The following is a 16,638-nucleotide window of genomic DNA, read 5'->3' as shown; positions in this document are numbered from 1 at the left end:
TCGTCCACGCTTTGATAGGTCGGCACGATCTGCCCATAGAACTTCACCGTCGCCCCGGACGGATGCGTGAAGGTCAGATCCTCCGAAAACGCGGGAAAAGCCGCAAGACACAGCGCAGGGGCGAGAAGCTGCGGAATGGTCCTCATCGTGATGCACCTCGGTTTCAATCGGGGAAACATGGCTGGGCAGGCGAAGACGGAACCCCGATGACCGGGGAAAAGCAGCAATCCGGGGCGCGCGCGGTGCGGCATTCAACTGCAGGAGAGGCGCGGCGACCAGGACCGGCATATCGACAGTTTCCGCCCGAAGTCGCGATCTGTCCAGAGTTTCCACGACTTGACCCGAAAAGTTGCGGGCGGGATCGACGGTTTTGCAGGCTTCCCGTGACCCGCCCGCCGCAGGATGGCGCGAATACCCTCAATCGGCGGCTGATTCCATGATCTGCGCCGTGCGACTTGTTCGTCAGCGTTGCGTTGGAACGATGCAGATGCGCATCGGGTCGCCGGAATTTCCGGCTCTTGTCCAGCAACCGGCCAAAAGAAAGACGGCCCGGAATCGCGCGATCCCGAGCCGTCCAAGACGTTCATACAGTCAGAGTGACCGGATCATTCCCACTCGATCGTGCCCGGCGGCTTCGAGGTGATGTCATAGGTGCAGCGGTTGATGCCCTTGACCTCGTTGATGATCCGCGTCGCCGTCTCACCCAGGAACTCGTGGGTGAAGGGATAGTAATCCGCCGTCATCCCGTCGACCGAGGTCACGGCCCGCAGCGCGCAGGCAAAATCATAGGTCCGACCATCGCCCATCACGCCAACCGTACGGACCGGCAGGATCGCGACGAAAGCCTGCCAGATATCGTCATACAGTCCGTGCTTGCGGATCTGGTCGATGAAGACCGCATCCGCCTTGCGCAGGATCTCCAGCTTCTCGCGGGTGATCTCGCCCGGGCAACGAATGGCCAGGCCCGGTCCGGGGAAGGGATGGCGGCCGATGAATTTCTCGGGCAGGCCCAGTTCGCGGCCAAGCGCGCGAACCTCGTCCTTGAACAACTCGCGCAGCGGTTCGACCAGTTTCAGGCCCATTTTCTCGGGCAGGCCGCCGACATTGTGGTGCGACTTGATCGTGACCGAAGGGCCCCCGCTGAACGAGACCGATTCGATCACGTCGGGGTAAAGCGTTCCCTGGGCCAGGAATTCCGCGCCCTCGATGGCGTTCGCGTATTTCTGGAACACGTCGATGAACAGCTTGCCGATGGTCTTGCGCTTGACCTCGGGGTCCGAGACGCCTTCCAGCGCGCCCAGGAACAATTCGCTTTCGTCGGCATGGATCAGCGGGATGTTGTAGGTGTCACGGAACATCGTGACGACCTCATCGGCCTCGTTCAGCCGAAGCAGGCCGTGATCGACGAAGACGCAGGTCAGTTGGTCGCCGATCGCTTCGTGGATCAGGACCGCCGCGACCGAACTGTCGACGCCGCCGGACAGGCCACAGATCACCTTCTTGTCGCCGACCTGATCGCGGATCTTGCGGATCGCTTCCTGACGGTAGCTGGCCATGGTCCAGTCGCCGGTCAGGCCCGCCATGCGGACGAAGTTCTCCAACATGGTCCGGCCATTCGGAGTGTGGTGCACCTCGGGGTGGAACTGGACGGCGAAGAACTTGCGCGTTTCGTCAGCGATCATCGCGTAGGGCGCGTTGGGCGAGGTGCCGATGACCTCGAAGCCGGGGGCAAGCGCGGTCACGCGGTCGCCGTGGCTCATCCAGACTTCCTCGCGCCCGCTGTCGAACAGCCCCGCAAAGATGCCGTCGCCCTTGTGGCCCTCGGCGGGCGCGATGAAGGCGCGGCCATATTCGGCGTGGTGGCCGGATTCAACACGGCCTCCCAGTTGCTCCATCATGACCTGCTGGCCATAGCAGATGCCGAAGACCGGCACCCCAAGGTCGAACAGCCCTTGCGGAGCACGGGGCGAGCCGGCCTCGGTCACCGAGGCGGGGCCGCCTGACAGGATCACCGCCTGCGGCGCGAAACGCTGCAGGAAGGCGTCATCGACCGTATTGAAGGGGTGGATTTCGCAATAGATGCTCAGCTCGCGCAGTCGACGCGCGATAAGCTGCGTGACCTGGGAGCCGAAATCGACGATGAGAAGGCGCTGATGCTGGGTCATGGACAGGCTTTAGGCCGGGTCCGGGACGTTCGCAAGAGGCAGCCTTGCCACGGCTTCACGGTTGCAGGGGTATTTGTGAAACAGTGAAGCCGAAAGCCCCTGGAAGAGGCACCGCGGCGCCGGGTTTCACCGTTTTCAAATACCCATGCGAGGGTGCGACCCCCAGTGTCAGCGCCAGAGCAGGCTCAGCGCCTCGATCGGATCATCCTCGGACCAGATTTCGGGGCCAAGCGCGATGAAATCGCTGATCGGGGCAAGTTGGCCGATCAATGCCGGGGTCAGCGAACCTTCGGCGACCACGGGGACCTCGATCGTCTCGGACCACCATTGGAACAGGTCCAGCTCGGCGATCTCGCCATGGCCAAGGACCGTGGCGCGGCAGGGGCCGAAGCTGACATAGTCTGCGCCTGCCTCGGCAGCGTTCATGCCGTCGTGACGCGACGACCCGCAAAAGGCGCCGACGATGGCATCCGCGCCCAGTTCGCGCCGGGCGTAGCGGACGCTGCGTGCGCCATCGGTCAGATGGACGCCGTCAAGCCCGTGGCGCAGCGCCAGCTGGATATGGTCGTCGATGACGACTGCGACATCGCGGGCATGGGCGATCTCGCGTGCGAGATCGGCAAGACGGCCCAGGTCATCCTCGGTTCCGGCGCCGGGGATGCGCAGGCAGGCCACCGGGAAGCGGTCCAGCACATCGGCCAGCAGCGGTCCCACTGTCGAGGCCGTCGCCCCAACCGGGGTCATCAGGTAAAGCTGGGGCGAGTTCGGCTGTTCTGTCATGGCGCTGTCATCCTCGTGTTCGTTCAGCAGATAGCGCAGAGCCGTGCCGCTTGCCAGTAGGTCAAGCTAAGGATATGGCCCCGGCATGGAACCAGCGATCATTCTTGTGCGCCCGCAGATGGGTGAAAATATCGGCGCTGCCGCGCGCGCCATGCTGAATTTCGGGCTGACCGACATGCGGCTTGTCGCGCCGCGTGACGGCTGGCCGAACCCCAAGGCCATCGCCATGGCCTCGGGCGCGGCCGGCAAGGTGCTGGATCAGGCCCGCGTCTATCCGACCCTGGCCGAGGCCATGGCGGATATCGATTATGCCTATGCGACCACGGCGCGGGGCAGGGAACTGACCAAGCCGGTGCTGACCCCCGCACAGGCGATGGGCGATGCGCGCGAACGGACCGCCACCGGCGGCCGCGTCGCCGTGATCTTCGGACCAGAGCGCGCGGGACTGGAAAATGACGACGTGGCGCGGGCGAACGCGATCATCACCGTTCCGGTCAATCCCGATTTCCCCTCGCTCAATCTCGCGCAGGCGGTGCTTCTGACCGGTTACGAGTGGTCGCGCGACCTGCTGCCCGCGCAGCCCGCTCCGCATGGGCGCCGCCCCGATGGCGAAGTGCCCGCGACCCGGATCGAGATCGAGAAGCTGGCGGACCATTGGGAAGAGCGTCTGGATGACGCCGGGTTCTTCTTCCCGTCGGAAAAGGCCCCGGCGATGAAGCTGACATTACGGAACCTGTGGTCGCGCCTGCCGCTGACCAAGGCCGACACTCGCATTTTCCACGGCATGCTGCGGCAACTTGTCCGCCGCGATTGATTGATTTCCCGGCCGAGGCCGGTCAAGGTCAGGGCCACCGACAAGGAAGCTGAGATGGCAAGACGCCCCGTCTTTCAGGATGTTGCCGAGGCAACGCCGCGTACGACGCCGCCCACCGGCGGGATGATCGAAACCGGCCCGCGCGGCGCGCGGACCGCGATCCGCATCTGGCTGGTGCTGCTTTTCGTAATGGTTGCATCCATGATCGCGCTTGGCGGCGCGACGCGGCTGACGGGCTCGGGCCTGTCGATCACCGAATGGAAACCCGTCACCGGAGCGTTGCCGCCGCTGGACGCGGCGACCTGGCAATCCGAGTTCGACAGATACCAGCAGATTCCCCAGTTCCGTGAGGTCAATCCTGACATGGACTTGGCGGGGTTCAAGCAAATCTACTGGTGGGAATGGTCGCACCGTTTGCTGGGGCGCCTGGTCGGGCTGGTCTGGGCCGTGGGGTTCTTCTTTTTCCTTGCCACCCGTCGCATTCCGGTCGGCTGGACCCCGCGCCTGCTGCTTCTGGGGGCACTTGGCGGCGCGCAGGGCGCGATCGGCTGGTGGATGGTCCATTCCGGCCTGTCGGGAGACATGGTCCGCGTGGCCTCATACCGCCTGGCGACGCATCTGGGGTTGGCCTTCGCGATCCTTGGCGTCATCGCCTGGTGGGTGCTGTCCCTTGGGCGGCCGGAATCCGCGCTGATACGAGCGCGGCGCGCCGGCGAACCGCGGCTTTTCCGCATGTCCACCGGGCTGATGCACCTGGCCTTCGTACAGGTGCTGCTTGGCGCGCTGGTCGCGGGGATCGACGCGGGCCGCACCTATACCGGCTGGCCGACCATGGGGGGCGAGTGGATTCCGGCGGAGCTTTGGGATGCTGCCCTGGGCTGGCGCAACTTCTTCGAGAACCCGGCGCTCGTTCAATTCGTGCATCGCATGGTGGCCTATCTGCTGACGATCTTTGCCGTGGTCATCTGGCTACGCGCGCGCCGCTCTCCGCATCCGGTGACGCGCGGTGCATTCACGGCGATGATCGCTGCGGTGGCGGTGCAGGTTTTCCTGGGCATCATGAACGTCATGCATGCCTCGCCGCTGCCGCTGGCGCTGTCCCACCAGCTTGGGGCGGTGCTGCTGTTCACGATGATCATCCGCGCGCGGCACCATGCCCGCTATCCTCATGAAACCTCGATACGTGGAACCGTCAGATGAGCGCCTTCGACGACCTCTTCGCCTTCCAGCGCCAGACCGAGGCCCTGAGCTCGATTGCCGAAAGGCTGGGCTGGGATCAGGAGACGGTGATGCCACGTGGTGCCGCGGAACAGCGGGCCGAGGAAATGGCCGCGATCGAGGCCGTCCTGCACGAGCGTCGCACCGACCCCCGGATCGGCGAATGGCTTGAACAGGCGGGGGCCGAGGATGACGAGGATCAACGCATCCTTGACCTGATCGCCCGCGACTTCCGCCGCGCATCCCGCATTCCGGCGCGACTGGCGACGGAACTGGCGCGCCAGACCTCGCTTGCTCAAGGGGTCTGGGCCGAGGCACGCGCCAACGACGCGCCGCAGGATTTCTTGCCCGTCCTGAACGACATCCTGATGCTGAAGCGCGAAGAGGCGGCGGCGCTGGCCGATGGCGGCGACCTGTACGACGCGCTGCTGGAGGATTACGAACCCGGCGCGACCCAGGCCGAGATCGCGGCCCTGTTCGACGCCATGCGCCCCCGTCTGGTCGCATTGCGCGAAGAGGTGCTGGGTGCCGAATACCAGCCCGCGATGCTGCAGGGCCATTTCGCGCAGGAAACCCAGCTTCGCCTGGCGCGCGCCTGTGCCACCGCTTTCGGCTATGACTGGACCCGCGGGCGGATGGACATTGCGGTGCATCCCTTCAGCTCGGGGCGCTGGCAGGACAGCCGGATCACGACCCGTGTCGTCGAATCCGATCCGTTCAACTGTCTTTACTCGACGATCCACGAAGTCGGCCATTCCAGCTATGAACTGGGTATCGACAGCGATTATGCCTTTACCCCCTTGGGTCGGGGCGTCTCGATGGGCGCCCATGAAAGTCAGAGCCGGATCTATGAAAACCAGATCGGCCGCGGCCGCGCCTTTTCGGGCTGGCTGTATCAGCGCATGTCGGATGCGTTCGACGGCCTGTCCGTCCCCGATGCCGATGCCTTCTATGCGACCGTGAACCGGGTCACGCCGGGCTTCATCCGGACCGAGGCCGATGAGGTCCAGTACAACCTGCACATCATGCTGCGGTTTGATCTGGAGCGTGACCTGATCGCGGGACGGCTGGATGTCGAGGATCTGACCGAGGCGTGGAATGCGCGCTTCCTGAAGGATTTCGGCGTCGCCGTGGACCGTCCGGCGAATGGCGTGCTGCAGGACGTGCACTGGTCGGTGGGGCTTTTCGGTTATTTTCCGACCTATGCGCTTGGCAATGTCTATGCCGGTTGCCTGAACCGCTCGATGCGGCAGGCGCTGCCCGATCTGGACCGCTTCCTGGCACAGGGCGACGCCGCCCCCGCGGTCGAATGGCTGCGCGAGAACATGCAGCGCCACGGCGCGCTTTACCCCCCGCGCACGCTGATCGAGAACGCGACCGGCGAGCAGATCAGCGAAGCACCGCTGCTGGACTATCTGGAAGAGAAGTTCGGCGCCATCTATCGGCTTTGACCGTGTCGCATCCGCCTAGCGTGGAGTCAGGCGCAGGCGGATGCCGTTCTTGCCGCGCAGGGTCAGGCGCATGACCGGGACCGGCGGTTCTGCCGGCGGTTCCAGCCGATAGGCGCGGACCAGCGCCGACAGGATCAACGGCCCCTCGATCATCGCGAAGCCCGCGCCGGGACAGGCGCGCGCCCCTGCCGAGAAGGGGATATAGGCGTCGCGCTGGCAGATCTTGCCATTCTCGGTCTGCCACCTTCCGGGATCGAACCCGTCGGGATTGTCCCACAGGCGCTGGTGGCGATGCAGGTGCCAGGGCGACAGGACGACCTGCGCGCCCGCAGGGGCCTTGCGGTCGCGCAGGCTGGTCGCGTGGCGGCATTCGCGAACCGTCATCGCCACCGGCGGATAAAGCCGCAGCGTCTCGCGGAATACGGCGCGTGAGATTTCAAGCTGCTTGACGCAGGCAAAATCGGGGGTCAGGGCGCGCTCGGCCTCGTCCGCGATCCGGTCCTGCCACTCGGGATACTCGGCGAGCAGGTAAAGCGCCCAGGCCAGGGCCGAGGCGCTGGTCTCATGCCCGGCAAGGAAGAAGGTCGCGACCTCGTCCACCATCTCCTTGTCGGTAAAGCGTTTCTGGGTGACCGGGTCTGGCGTGGTCATGATCTTGGTCGCCAGATCGGCGGGCGCGGTGCCCGCAGCGATCCGCTCGGCCCGCTCGCGGATCAGCGACTGGATAAGTCCCCGGATGCGCCTTGCGCTGGTACGCACGTTCCGACCGTGCAGACGCGCCCAGCGGGGCAAGGTCAGCAGCCCGCCGAGGTTCACCATCGGTTGCGCGGCCTGGTGTTCGCGGAAAGCGTCGAAAACCTGCGAGGCGACCTGATCCTCGATCGGGATCGAGAACAGCGAACGGAAGATGACATCCGCCGCAACATGGCCGGTCTGCGGCTCGATATCCGTTTCGGTTCCGTCGGCCAGCGGCGCCAGACGTGCGACCGCTGCCTCCGAGGCGTCCCACATCGCCGGAAAGGCCTCGCGCAGGCGGCCCCCGGCAAAGGCGATGTCGATGATCCGGCGCTGATGCAACCAGGTCGCGCCGTTCGAGATGAAGCTGGAATTGCCAAGCAGCGGCTGCAATCCCGCCGCCATGCGTGGGGATTTCGGGAAATCCATGGGGCGCCGGCGCAGGACCAGATCCACCAGTTGCGGATCGTTGCAGGTGAAGCTGTGGATGAAGGGGCCGCGGAATTCGGCCATCCACGCCCGGTAAAGGCGATCCGACTGCGCGGACAGGATATCGCCGCGAAAATCGCGGATGAAACGCCAGACGGAACCCTTGCCCCGGCGCGACGGTGGTTTCGGCGGGATCATGTCGTGGTCCAGCCGTTCACCGCACGAGCGATCCGGCCGGGCGAGTGCTGGCGCCCGGCGAAGCGATCCGCCAGCGTGAGAGGACCGGCGGTGATCGCGAAATAGTCGTAGTCACCCGGACGGTCAAAGGCGCAAAGATATTGGAAATGCAGCCGGAACCACCTGCCGCGCAATTCCCGCTGCCGCTCTGGCGACAGGGTCTGGCGGAACGCGGCGGAAAGGATCAGCGGATGCTTGCGGTCCGGCGGCTCGACCCCGGATACCGCGACCGGGTCGCACAGCCCGAACGAACAGGCGTCGCCCGGTGCGGTCACGTCGATCCAGGCCAGTTCGTCCCGCGCCGACAGCGCGCGCAGGTCCGCGCGCAAACGACTGGCGCCGGGCAGGAAGGATGCCATCGGCACCACCTGACCAAGCGACAGGAAGGCAAGCTTCGGCCCGTCCGGGCGGACCCGCCCCGACGCGATCAATTCCGCCAGAACCGACACGCCAAGGTAAGCGCCCGAGCTGTGGCCGACGATCAGCACCTCGTCCCAATCCTCGGACAGCACCTGCGCGAGGCGGTCGGCAAAGGCGGAAAGCCGATCTTCAAGCGCGGGCGGATAGGCGCCAAGATGCTGCGCGGTAAAGGCATAGTCATGCATCAGGTAATAGGCGAAGATCCTGCCGTCGATCCGTTGCCACAGCCGCAGCCCGATCCAAGTGATCGCCAGCGTGGCAGGAACCCCCAGCCAGGCGCCAAGCCCGGTCAGACGGCCCAGAAACCAGCCGATCAGCCCACCAGCAAGCAGCGCGACGAACAGTTGCGCCAGCAGGACGACGACCGGGTAAAGCGCGGCAAGAACCGGCCCCCGCCGCAGGCGCATCAGCCGAAACAGTGCGCCGGTGCCGATATAGGTCCAGGCGGTCTGCAACAGTTGGGCATAGGTCGCGGGGATCGACTGGCCCATCGAACCCTGGACGATATCGGCCCAGACCAGAACCTCGATTTCGGTTTCGGTCGAAGTTCCGTTGAAATTGCCGTTCACACCCCAGCCGAACCCGGTGCGGTCGCGGCGCGATCCGAATTCCAGGTCGTAGCCCGATATGGCCGCCTGCTTCGCGCCCTCGCGCTTGTAAAGCTCGCGGTAGCGTCGCGGCGGAATGGGGTCATAGCCGGGAAGGTAAAGGATGCGGCGGCGAAAGGGTCGGGTCATTGCGGCTCAATTGCTTTGCGGCCGCAGCATAGGCCAATCGCGGTGGTGGACAAGCCTAGCTGACGCCCCAGCGCGCCTCCAGCGCCTCGATGGCGGCAATCCGGGCATCTATGCGCGGATGCGACATCAGCCACGCGGGAGTCGTGCTCCGGTTTCCGCTGAGCCGATCAAGTTTTCGAAACAGGCTTTTCTGCGGCCCGGTGCCCAGTCCGGCCTTGACCATCAGCGCGCTGGCAAAGGCGTCCGCTTCGAATTCGTCCTGCCGGGACAGCCGCGCGGCCATCGCTCCGGTGGCAAGTCCGGCGATCCAGACGCCGATGCCCGGCAGAAACCTGCCCAGCACCCCGGCCAGCACCATCCGCATCACGTTCTGGCCCGCGAAGTCGATCATCCGCCGCCTCGCATGTCCGTGCGCGACATGGCCCAGCTCATGGGCGATGACCGAGGCAAGCTCGGCCTCGGTCACGTCGCCGCTGTCCAAGCGATCGATGAAGCCGCGGGTCAGGAAGATGCGGCCATCCGGCGCGGCCAGCCCGTTCACGGGCGCGATCTCATAGACATGGGCCCGGATCGGGGGCAGGTCCATCGCCTTTCCCAGCCGTTGCAGCATCGGCTTCAACGCGGGATGATTCAGTGGTGTCGAGCGTTGGTTCAACTCTGCCTTGAGCCGCAGGAGCGAGAAATACCACATCGCGAGGGCGTAAAGCAGGATCAGCAGGATTGGAGTCAGTTTCAGCATGGCAGGAATATGGAGTACCCGCGCGCGTCAGCCAAGAAGCCGCATCGCCTCGGTCAGGCCTTCCAGCGTCAGGGGGCGCATCCTGCCGTCGAAAATCCCGTCGACCATCTGGACCGAAGGCACATGGTGCCACTGGTTGCGGGGCACGGGATTCAGCCAGACATTGTCGGGCCAAGCCTCGCGCAGACGCCTGAGCCATGTCTCGCCCGCTTCGGCGTTCCAATGTTCGTTTGCACCGCCGGGGACCGCGATCTCATAGGGGGACATCGACGCGTCGCCCACGAAGATCGCCTTGTAGTCACGCCCGAAGCGGTTCAGCAGGTCCCATGTCGGCGTCGTTTCGGTCCAGCGGCGGTGGTTGTCCTTCCACACGGCCTCATAGATGCAATTGTGGAAATAGAAATGTTCCAGATGCTTGAACTCGGATCGCGCGGCCGAAAACAGTTCATCCACGATCCGCGAATGGTCGTCCATCGAGCCGCCGGCATCCAGAAACAGCAGCACCTTGACCGCGTTGTGGCGTTCGGGGCGGGTCTGGACATCTATATAGCCATGTTCGGCGCTGGCGCGGACAGTGCCCGGCAGGTCCAGTTCCTCGGCCGCGCCGTGGCGGGCCCATTGGCGCAGGCGCTTCAGCGCGACCTTGATGTTGCGCGTGCCGAGTTCGACGGAATCGTCAAAATCGCGGAACTCACGCTTGTCCCAGACCTTGACCGCACGCCGGTGGCGGCTTTCGTCCTGTCCGATGCGCACGCCTTCGGGGTTGTAGCCATAGGCTCCGAAGGGTGAGGTGCCGGCCGTTCCGATCCACTTGTTGCCGCCTTGGTGACGACCCTTCTGTTCTGCCAGCCTTTCGCGCAGGCGCTTCATCAACTCGTCGAAACTGCCCGGCCCCTGGATCGCGGCGCGCTCTTCGGGGGTCAGCAGCTTCTCGGCCAGCTTTTCCAGCCATTCACGCGGGATCGCGGCGTTGCTGACCAGCGCCTCGACCGGAATGTCGTCCAGGCCGGCGAAGGTCTGGGCGAAGGCGCGGTCGAAACGGTCAAGATGCGCCTCGTCCTTGACCAGGACGGCGCGGGACAGGTGATAGAATCCTTCGGGCGTCCAGTCCGAAAGCCCTGCCTGAAGCCCCGCCAGCAGATCCAGATATTCCCGCAGGCTTGCAGGGACTCCGTGCTGGCGCAGGTTCTCCAGAAAGGGGCGGAACATCAGGTCATCCGGCTGACCAGCACGGTCAGGAAGATCCCGATGACTGCGAATCCAAGGGCATGGGCCGCGGCATACTGGAATTTGTCGGGTCGGGTTCCGCCCAGTCGGGACGCGCGCCACCAACCGATAAGCGCGCCAAGGATGAGTGCTGCGATAACGATCATGTCATCGCAGATAGCCCTCTGAAGTCCGTCTGTCGAGTGGACTTCCGGGGCACAGCCCCTTGAACCGCAAAGGGGTGCAGGTTAACTTAATTTCAACTTGTATTCGGAGGGCGTGCAGATGGCGCCCAAGCGTCCCGCGGGTGCGGACGCGTTCCCGAGAAAAACGGTCGAGCCTTTCGTCACCCGCCCGGCCGAGGACGGGCCGCTTTATGCGGCGCTGGATCTTGGCACCAACAGCTGCCGGATGCTGATTGCCCGACCCGCGGGCAGCCAGTTCCAGGTGGTCGACAGCTTCTCGAAACCCGTCCAGCTTGGGCAGGGGCTTGAAGCATCCGGCAGGCTTTCCCGCCCTTCGATGGCGAGGACCGTTCATGCCCTGCAAGTGTGCCGGCGCAAGCTTGAGGCGCATAAGGTCACGCGGATGCGCCTTGTCGCAACCGAGGCTTGTCGTCGTGCCCGCAACAGCCGCGATTTTCTGCGCATGATCCGTCGCGAGACCGGGCTTCCGGTGGAAATCATCGATGCCGAGGAAGAGGCGCGGCTGGCCGTGATCTCCTGCGCGCCATTGGTCAGCCACCGCACGGACCAGCTGCTTGTCGTCGATATCGGTGGTGGATCGACCGAGCTGGTCTGGATCGACCTTGAGGATGTCGAACCCACCGAGCGGCCGCGCGCGATCATGCGGTTGGCCGACGGCTTCCGCAATCCGGTGGCGGGTGGGGCGCGTGTGGTCGACTGGATCAGCGTGCCGCTGGGCGTGGCGACCCTGCGCGACCAGTTCGAGGATGTCGAAGAGGACGAGGGCCGCTTTGCCCTGATGTCCTGGCATTTCGAGGAGATGCTGGCCGATTTCAGCCCCTATTCGCTGACCCAGCGATCGGATGAGAAATTCCAGGTGATTGGCACCTCGGGCACGGTCACGACGGTTGCCGCCAGCCACCTGGGCCTGCGCCGCTATGACCGCACCAAGGTCGATGGTCTGACCATGACCTCGGCCCAGATCGACCGCGTGATTCGCGACTACCTGACGCTTGGCCCCGAGGGGCGGCGCGCCGATCCTCGCATCGGGCGCGAGCGTCATGCGCTGATCATGTCGGGAGCGGCGATCCTGCAGACCCTGATGCGGGTCTGGCCGACGACGCGCCTGTCGGTTGCGGATCGCGGTCTGCGCGAAGGCCTGCTATATGCGCAAATGGTCAAGGACGGGGTGCTGGCCCCCGAAGGATTGAACGGGGTAGCATGAAATGAGTGACGGAAAGAAACCGGGCGGCGAGAAGAAAAGCTCTGGCCGCGGGCAGCGTGATCTGCGGGTTCGGGTGAAATCGGCCAAGGGACGCAGGCTATCCAGCACGCTGTGGCTGGAACGGCAGTTGAACGATCCTTATGTCGCGCGCGCCAAGCGCGAGGGGTATCGAGGGCGCGCCGCCTACAAGATCATGGAGTTGGACGACAAGTTCCACTTCCTCGTGCCGGGGGCCAGGATCGTCGATCTTGGTTGCGCACCGGGAGGCTGGTGCCAGATCGCCGTGGCGCGGGTGAACGCCCTTGGCGAGAAATCGGGAAAGAAGATCGGGCGCGTGCTGGGTGTCGACCTGCAAGAGGTCGATCCGATTGCCGGGGCCGAGATCCATCAGCTGGACTTCCTGTCCGATGGCGCCGACGATCAGGTCAAGGAATGGCTGGGTGGAACCGCTGATGTGGTGATGTCGGACATGGCCGCGTCCTCCTCGGGCCACAAGGGGACGGACCACCTGCGCATCGTTGCGCTGGTCGAGGCCGCGGCCCAGCTTGCCTTCGACGTGCTCGAGCCGGGGGGAACCTTCGTCGCCAAGGTGCTGGCCGGTGGCGCCGAGACCGAGATGCAGGCCATGCTGAAGCGGAACTTCCGCAAGGTCGCGAATGTGAAGCCGCCCGCCAGCCGATCGGATTCCTCGGAAAAATTCGTGGTGGCGCAAGGCTTCCGTGGCCGCGACGGCGCCGACGGCGACCGCTTGGCCGAAGATGACGCGCAGGACGAGGGCTGACGATCAGTCCCCTTCGGGACGTTCTTCATGCAGGCAATCGCGAAAGGCCTGGGGTGAGCGTCCGGTCGCCGCCGCGAAGACCCGCATGAAATGGCCAAGCCCGCTATAGCCAAGTTCCCGCGCAATTTGCAGGTCGGACATGCTGCCTTCGCGCAGCATGTCAACGGCCCGGTCAAGGCGCAGGACATAAAGAAGATCCAAGGCTGTCCTGCCGCGGCTTTGCTGGCAAGCTGCTTCAAGCTCCGGCAGGGTGCACCCCAGTTCCCGCGCCAATTCCGCGACGGTGCGATTGTCACGCAGGCTTTCCGCGGCATGGGCCAGGAATTGATCGGTCAGGGGGCGGGCGTCCAGCAATTGCGGATCGCGAAGGGCAGGGAAGTCGGGATTATGTTCGCATAACCGCGACAGCGCCGTCGCAAGCAGCCCGATCTGGCAGGACGTAGCGCCACGCTCGACACTGTCCTGCGGGTGGCCCTGCCCAAGGGCGCGAAAGGCCGGTTCCAGCAGCGCCATGTCGGCCCCGTCGGGCTGTCCGGTGCGGAAATCCTGTGGCAGCGGCACGGGCAGGTCACGGGCCTGGCCGGCGGGGATCAGAAGCGCCCAGCCCGCCACTTCGGATGGGGGGCGCAGCGCAAAGGCGGTGCCAACGGGAATGAAGGCAAGGCGACCGTCCTTGACCGACTGCCGACGGCGCGGAAACTCGATGGCCACAGATCCCTGCCTGACCCACAGGATCACGTGGTCGCCGCGCACGCGCGGTCCCGGCCCCTTCAGCCCGGGTCCAAAACGGCTGCGCATCGCGCCACCCCAGAAAAAGCCGGAAAGCGGCAGCAGGCGCAGCCCTTGGCCCGGCGCGGGTCGTGGCATGGTTGAGGCGGGCAGGGCAGCGGGGCGCGTGACCTTGCCTTCCGCGGGGATCACATGTCGAATCTGCCTTGGGTCGGTCACCGAGGGTTCCAGGATCATCCCCGCATTGATTGCCGCGGCGTGAAGCCGCGCCTCTGTCCCCGACAGGGAAGAGGCGGGATGGATCAGATCTTTATGCCGCAAGTTCTGATTCATGTTCGCCATCACGATTCGATGCTTCAAGCCTAACGCGCGAGGACGAAATTAGTCTCCCATAGGTTGACGAATTGTTAATCTGTTGCCGTCAAGCGTCAGAATCCACAGGGACTTGGCGCCAATCCCGCATCCTGTTTCGGAAGAAGATGCGCTGCGATTTCGCATATTGTCGGCTGGCGATGATCGCGCGCTGGGCAGCGTCTTCAAGGCTGCACCCGCCTTGCAGATAATCGACCAGTTCCGGCGCTCCGATGGCCTTGGCCCAAAGCGCGGCGGGATCCCAGCCGGGCAGCATGGCGCGGACCTCGTCCAGCGCGCCCTGTTCCATCATCAAATGGAAACGGCGCGCGATACGATCCGCCAGCCAGTCGCGGTCACTGGTCAGGACGAGCCGCTCGGATCGTTCGGGGGCGATCAGGGGCGGACCGGTCCGGGCCTGCCAGCAGGTGATGCCCTGTCCGGTGGCGGTCAGCACCTCCCATGCCCTTTGAACGCGCGCGGGATTGCGCAGATCAATCCGGTCGCGCGTCTCGGGGTCCAGCGCCGCGACCGCCTGAGCCAGTCCGTCCGGGCGCGCCATCAATGCGTTCCCCGCCTGCCGGACCTGATCGGGAATGGGCGGGATCACCGCAAGCCCGTTCGCAAGGGCGTGCAGATACATCCCGGTGCCGCCCACGACGATCAGCCTTTCGCCCTGCGCAAGAAGTCCGGCAACCTGGTCGAGCCAGATCCCGACCGAAAAGGGCGCGCCGGGCTGCATGTGCCCATAAAGGCGATGCGGCGCCAGTGCCTCTTCCTCGACGCTCGGGCGGGCCGAGATGACGCGCCAGCAGGACCAGACCTGCAGCGCGTCGGCATTGACGATGATCCCGCCCTGTCCCCGTGCCAGAGAAAGCGCCAGGGCAGATTTGCCGCTGGCGGTCGGTCCCGCGATCAGCACATGGCGGTCTGGCGGAATGGTTTTTGACAGATTGTGCAGAAGCGTCACCTTGCCTCACGCTGTGGCGGTTGAACACGCGGCCTGTTTGCGACATTTTGCGCGACAATGAAACTCCCTGTGAAAGGTCCCCTCCCGATGCCCGCAACCATTCCGCATGGCGGCAAGTATTCACGCGTTCTGCTGAAGATCTCGGGTGAGGCCCTGATGGGCGACCAGGGTTATGGCCTGCACCCGCCGACCGTCGCGCGCATCGCCCACGAGGTGAAGGCGGTCCATGACATGGGCGTCGAGATCTGCATGGTGATCGGCGGCGGCAACATTTTCCGCGGCCTGCAGGGCAGCGCGCAGGGCATGGAACGCGCGACGGCCGACTATATGGGAATGCTGGCCACGGTGATGAACGCGCTGGCGATGCAGGCCGCGCTTGAGGGCGAGAATATCCATACCCGCGTCATCTCGGCGATCCGTATGGACGAGGTGGCCGAGCCCTATATCCGCCGCCGCGCCGTCCGCCACCTTGAAAAGAAGCGGGTCATCATTTTTGCCGCCGGCACGGGCAACCCCTATTTCACGACCGATACCGCCGCGACGCTGCGCGCCAACGAGATGAACTGCGAGGCGATCTTCAAGGGCACCAAGGTCGATGGCGTCTATGACAAGGACCCCAAGAAGCACGCCGATGCGAAGCGTTATGAGAACGTGACCTATGACGAAGTGCTGCAAAAGCACCTGGGCGTCATGGATGCATCGGCGATTGCGTTGGCACGCGACAACGACCTGCCGATCATTGTATTCTCTCTGGACGAACCGGGCGGTTTCCGCGGCATCCTGGCGGGCGAAGGCACTTATACGCGCGTCCACGGTTAAAATGCGGCATAGGCTTTGCCTTGGCGGCTCCGCTCGGCTAAAAGCGCTGAAAACCACAGCACAGAGGCCATGATCGAGCATGTCCGACGAGATTGAGATCGACACCGACGACCTGGAACGCCGCATGAAGGGGGCGATGGATTCGCTGCGCCACGAATTTGCTTCGCTGCGCACGGGCCGCGCCTCGGCCAGCATGGTCGAACCCATCATGGTGGACGCCTATGGTTCGCCCACGCCGATCAACCAGATCGGTACCGTCAACGTGCCCGAGCCGCGCATGGTCACCATCAACGTCTGGGACAAGGCGCTGGTCGCCAAGGCCGAGAAGGCGATCCGCGATTCGGGCCTGGGGATCAACCCGCAGCTGAACGGCACCATCATCATGCTGCCGATCCCCGAGCTGAACGAAGAACGTCGCCGCGACCTGACCCGCGTCGCGGCGCAATATGCCGAACATGCCCGCGTCGCGATCCGCAACGTGCGCCGCGACGGTATGGACCAGATCAAGAAGGCCAAGTCCTCGGGGATGTCCGAAGATGACCAGAAATTCTGGGAATCCTCGGTCCAGGAACTGACCGACAAGATGATCGCCAACGTGGATCAGGCGCTTGAGGCCAAGCAGGCCGAGATCATGCAGGTCTGACGCA

16 protein-coding genes are annotated in these 16,638 nt (G+C 64.8%); 7 read left to right on the top strand and 9 right to left on the bottom strand.

The genetic code is table 11. From position 1 onward, the window contains the following. Window positions 1-605: 605 nt before the first annotated feature. On the bottom strand, window positions 606-2,165 hold the full coding sequence (gene guaA, locus ACO2Q4_RS20960) for a glutamine-hydrolyzing GMP synthase (protein WP_311760351.1): 1,560 nt from the start codon (window positions 2,163-2,165) through the stop codon (window positions 606-608). A gap of 168 nt (window positions 2,166-2,333) precedes the next feature. Beyond that, window positions 2,334-2,945 carry a thiamine phosphate synthase gene (locus ACO2Q4_RS20955; protein ID WP_311760352.1) on the bottom strand — a complete coding sequence of 204 codons (612 nt, stop codon included), beginning with the start codon at window positions 2,943-2,945 and terminating at the stop codon, window positions 2,334-2,336. Between the two features lie 85 nt (window positions 2,946-3,030). On the opposite strand from ACO2Q4_RS20955, the gene ACO2Q4_RS20950 reads away from it, so the two are divergent. From ACO2Q4_RS20950 to ACO2Q4_RS20940, 3 genes are read left to right on the top strand one after another with little or no spacing between them, the layout of a single operon-like run. Continuing rightward, the gene (locus ACO2Q4_RS20950) at window positions 3,031-3,759 is read left to right on the top strand and encodes an RNA methyltransferase (RefSeq protein ID WP_423321694.1); all 729 of its coding nucleotides are present in this window, start codon (window positions 3,031-3,033) and stop codon (window positions 3,757-3,759) included. Between the two features lie 54 nt (window positions 3,760-3,813). Then, a complete protein-coding gene (gene ctaA / locus ACO2Q4_RS20945) occupies window positions 3,814-4,959 on the top strand; it encodes a heme A synthase (RefSeq protein ID WP_423321692.1) in 1,146 nt (381 codons plus the stop codon). Continuing rightward, entirely contained in the window at window positions 4,956-6,428 is a 1,473-nt protein-coding gene (locus ACO2Q4_RS20940) for a carboxypeptidase M32 (protein ID WP_311760355.1), read from the top strand. Before ctaA ends, ACO2Q4_RS20940 begins: the two co-directional genes overlap by 4 nt. Before the next feature lie 15 nt (window positions 6,429-6,443). Here ACO2Q4_RS20940 and ACO2Q4_RS20935 read toward each other — a convergent pair whose 3' ends face one another. The 5 genes from ACO2Q4_RS20935 to ACO2Q4_RS20915 are packed head-to-tail and all read right to left on the bottom strand — an operon-like array spanning window position 6,444 to window position 11,098. Next, a complete protein-coding gene (locus ACO2Q4_RS20935; protein ID WP_395133297.1) occupies window positions 6,444-7,790 on the bottom strand; it encodes a cytochrome P450 in 1,347 nt (448 codons plus the stop codon). After that, the gene (locus ACO2Q4_RS20930) at window positions 7,787-8,986 is read right to left on the bottom strand and encodes a hypothetical protein (protein WP_423321690.1); all 1,200 of its coding nucleotides are present in this window, start codon (window positions 8,984-8,986) and stop codon (window positions 7,787-7,789) included. Before ACO2Q4_RS20930 ends, ACO2Q4_RS20935 begins: the two co-directional genes overlap by 4 nt. A 55-nt stretch (window positions 8,987-9,041) precedes the next feature. Next, window positions 9,042-9,725 (bottom strand): M48 family metallopeptidase, encoded by a 684-nt coding sequence (locus ACO2Q4_RS20925; protein ID WP_423321688.1) that lies wholly within the window; start codon window positions 9,723-9,725, stop codon window positions 9,042-9,044. Window positions 9,726-9,752: 27 nt separating this feature from the next. Next, window positions 9,753-10,934: a vWA domain-containing protein gene (locus ACO2Q4_RS20920; RefSeq protein ID WP_423321686.1), complete on the bottom strand. Its 1,182-nt coding sequence runs from the start codon at window positions 10,932-10,934 to the stop codon at window positions 9,753-9,755. Further along, window positions 10,934-11,098: a hypothetical protein gene (locus tag ACO2Q4_RS20915; protein ID WP_311760360.1), complete on the bottom strand. Its 165-nt coding sequence runs from the start codon at window positions 11,096-11,098 to the stop codon at window positions 10,934-10,936. The genes ACO2Q4_RS20920 and ACO2Q4_RS20915 overlap by 1 nt, the downstream gene beginning before the upstream one ends. Before the next feature lie 118 nt (window positions 11,099-11,216). Here ACO2Q4_RS20915 and ACO2Q4_RS20910 point away from each other — a divergent pair, with 118 nt between their 5' ends. Both ACO2Q4_RS20910 and ACO2Q4_RS20905 read left to right on the top strand, forming a co-directional pair. Further along, window positions 11,217-12,341, top strand: coding sequence for a Ppx/GppA phosphatase family protein (locus tag ACO2Q4_RS20910; RefSeq protein ID WP_423321684.1), 1,125 nt, complete (start codon window positions 11,217-11,219; stop codon window positions 12,339-12,341). 1 nt (window position 12,342) lies between these two features. Further along, complete coding sequence (locus tag ACO2Q4_RS20905) at window positions 12,343-13,122, top strand: RlmE family RNA methyltransferase (RefSeq protein ID WP_423321683.1); 780 nt, start codon at window positions 12,343-12,345, stop codon at window positions 13,120-13,122. Window positions 13,123-13,125: 3 nt separating this feature from the next. Here the strand turns inward: ACO2Q4_RS20905 and ACO2Q4_RS20900 are convergent, their stop codons facing one another. After that, window positions 13,126-14,172, bottom strand: a complete 1,047-nt coding sequence (locus ACO2Q4_RS20900) for a helix-turn-helix transcriptional regulator (protein WP_423321682.1) — start codon at window positions 14,170-14,172, stop codon at window positions 13,126-13,128. Between the two features lie 100 nt (window positions 14,173-14,272). Next, entirely contained in the window at window positions 14,273-15,172 is a 900-nt protein-coding gene (miaA, locus tag ACO2Q4_RS20895) for a tRNA (adenosine(37)-N6)-dimethylallyltransferase MiaA (RefSeq protein WP_423321680.1), read from the bottom strand. A gap of 87 nt (window positions 15,173-15,259) precedes the next feature. Here miaA and pyrH point away from each other — a divergent pair, with 87 nt between their 5' ends. Both pyrH and frr read left to right on the top strand, forming a co-directional pair. Continuing rightward, entirely contained in the window at window positions 15,260-15,991 is a 732-nt protein-coding gene (gene pyrH / locus ACO2Q4_RS20890; protein WP_311760365.1) for a UMP kinase, read from the top strand. 79 nt (window positions 15,992-16,070) lie between these two features. Continuing rightward, on the top strand, window positions 16,071-16,634 hold the full coding sequence (gene frr, locus ACO2Q4_RS20885) for a ribosome recycling factor (protein WP_311760366.1): 564 nt from the start codon (window positions 16,071-16,073) through the stop codon (window positions 16,632-16,634). The last annotated feature ends 4 nt before the right edge of the window (window positions 16,635-16,638 follow it).

This window comes from Paracoccus sp. KR1-242 (assembly GCF_049446195.1).
Classification (GTDB): domain Bacteria; phylum Pseudomonadota; class Alphaproteobacteria; order Rhodobacterales; family Rhodobacteraceae; genus Paracoccus; species Paracoccus broussonetiae.
This window is presented reverse-complemented; position numbering and strand designations above follow the sequence as displayed.